Origin of the sequence: Mycobacterium asiaticum, from assembly GCF_001668675.1 — a bacterium.
Taxonomy (GTDB): domain Bacteria; phylum Actinomycetota; class Actinomycetes; order Mycobacteriales; family Mycobacteriaceae; genus Mycobacterium; species Mycobacterium asiaticum_D.
In genome coordinates this window covers 1-2,219 of record NZ_LZKQ01000181.1, presented here as the reverse complement: position 1 = coordinate 2,219, position 2,219 = coordinate 1, and the positions used below count along the sequence as shown (strand labels likewise).

The following is a 2,219-nucleotide window of genomic DNA, read 5'->3' as shown; positions in this document are numbered from 1 at the left end:
CCGGGCCTAGAAGTTTCCCTTCGCGATCTCCCGCAGCGCGTCCTTCTCCAACTCCGCGTCTGCCAGCAGGCGTTTGAGGGTGGTGTTCTCGCGTTCGAGGTCCTTGAGCCGTTTGGCGTCCTCGGCCTTCAACCCGCCGAACTGGTTACGCCACCGGTGGTAGGTGGCCTCGGAGACACCCAGTTCGCGGCACACCGCTGCCGTGTCCTTACCCTCGGCCAGGAGCCGATCGGCCGCCATCAGCTTGCGCACAATCTGCTCCGGGCTGTGCCGCTTCCTCGTCGCCATGATTTTGTTGAGCCTTCCTGCCCACGTCGTGGGCTGCAAGACTCTCATAAGCCATGGATCAACCAAACGGGGTCAGGCCACCTCCCTATGCAAGGCGTTCGCGCTGCAAAAGGGTCAGCCTCGCTGCCTAGGCGCGGCCGCATGTACCGAATCAGGATCGCTGACCAGGAAGCGGATGAGCGGGACGGCGTCGGTGGGGGCGGTGCCGTCCATCACCGTGGCGGCGTCGGGTGAGTTTTTGGCGATCTTCGACGGGGGATGATCGGCTTCAGCACGGCTGAGCCCGACGGGTCACCACCGTAACGGCCGTCCCGCTAGTCCTCGGGTCGGCAAAGCGCCCTTTCCACGAGTTGGCGCAGCATTCGGGTCATGGCCACCATCTCTGGGTAAGTCCGGACGTAGCCCGCGTACACCCCCACGCCGCAACCCACGACGAGCAACGGTTCGACCATTGCCGATGCATCAATATCCGCAGCGAGTTCGCCGCGCTCAATCGCGTCGTTGACGAAGCGTGTCAATACTTTCCGAATGATCCAAAGGGGATCGTTTTCGGTGCCAACCAATTCGGGATGGCGCTGCGATTCGAGTAGGCTAGTGACTAAAAACGCAGACCCGGCGGAAGTTTCCGAACCGGCTCTCATCGCCGCGGAGATGAACGCCATCAGGCGAGCCACCAGCGAATTCTCGATGTCCGCATGTTTAACACCGGCTCCGATGACGCATTCGTTGGTCTCAACCAGCACTTCCTGATACAACGCTCGCTTGCTCGAGAAGTAGTGGTTGATCGCCGGCCGGCTCAGGTCGGCGCGCGCGGCGATGTCTTGGAGCGTCGCGCCGTCGTAGCCGCGTGCGCTAAACACCAAACGAGCAGCTCGGATAATTCGCTGGCGCGCGGCGCCGGCCGTCGCGGCAGGCGGGCGGCCCGGTCTGCGATTACCCTTTTGCGGCGCCATTTCAGTGTGTCATTTGCCGCGGTGCGGCATTAGCGGTTTTGGCGGCATGATGCCAAGTGCGGGTCGTCGCCTCGATCATTCCATGCGAATGCTCATCGATTCCACGCGAGTGTTCAACAAAAGCGGCAGTGGAATACCGGCTCGCGAATCGGCTGCGCCCCGCGAAGCCAATCACCACTGGCCGATATTGCTTGCGCCCTGGATGAGCCTGACTGGGATCTGCGCCGCGTGATGCTGCATCACCGGGATCTGCTTGATGACCAGATCGGCGTCGGCGCAGGATTGCGTCGAGAGCTGTCCCGGATGCTGACTGTGCTCGCACGCGAAAACCCTCCCACCACAAAAGCTCGTCGCCCACTCTATGCGGGAATGCCCATTTATGGGTTGATTGTGTTATCCCCTACCTGGCGGCCCCAGACGTATTCGATCGCATACGGCGATCCAGTGTCCAGGTGGTTGTACGGTGCAAGGCTGTTGCCGGAGTCCATCACCAACTCCGGTGCGGGCCACAAGTCGTGGGTGATCGGCTGCCAGCACCCCGGGGCTCCCCCGGGCCCACCGCGGGCGTTCACCCGCGGCAAGTTCTCGGGGTAGATGTAGGGGTTGGGCGCCCCACCGACCACCCCGGCGACACCGCCCACCAGCGAAGCGATGACGGGCGCCGCGGACACCGGGTTCGCGATCAGTCCCAGCCCGGAGAGCACCTCGGTGTCCATGTTTAACGAGTAGCCGTTGAAGCCTCCTTCGGAGGCACCCGTGATGGGCACGATGTCGTGGTAGTTGCGCAGGGCGCAGAACAGTTCGGGGCTGTAGGTGTCCAGTAGCTGGGCCGCGGGCACCAGGTCGGCGGCGCCTCGCGCCAGATACGGCCCACCCTTGTTGAACAACTCCGCACCCGTGTTGCCGAACCCGGCCGCCGCCAACAACGCCTGATCCAGATCCTTCTGCTGGGCATTGATGGTGCGCGAGGTGATCACC

At 63.3% G+C, this 2,219-nt stretch carries 2 protein-coding genes and 1 pseudogene; all 3 read right to left on the bottom strand.

Annotated features, from left to right (window positions below):
• Nucleotides 1–288, bottom strand: a pseudogene (locus tag A9X01_RS15375) (transposase); the annotation flags it as partial.
• 314 nt (nt 289–602) lie between these two features.
• The gene (locus tag A9X01_RS15370) at nt 603–1,241 is read right to left on the bottom strand and encodes a TetR/AcrR family transcriptional regulator (protein WP_065121590.1); all 639 of its coding nucleotides are present in this window, start codon (nt 1,239–1,241) and stop codon (nt 603–605) included.
• 377 nt (nt 1,242–1,618) lie between these two features.
• The coding region (locus A9X01_RS15365; protein WP_172832528.1) for an MCE family protein at nt 1,619–2,219 on the bottom strand (601 nt) is incomplete at its 5' end.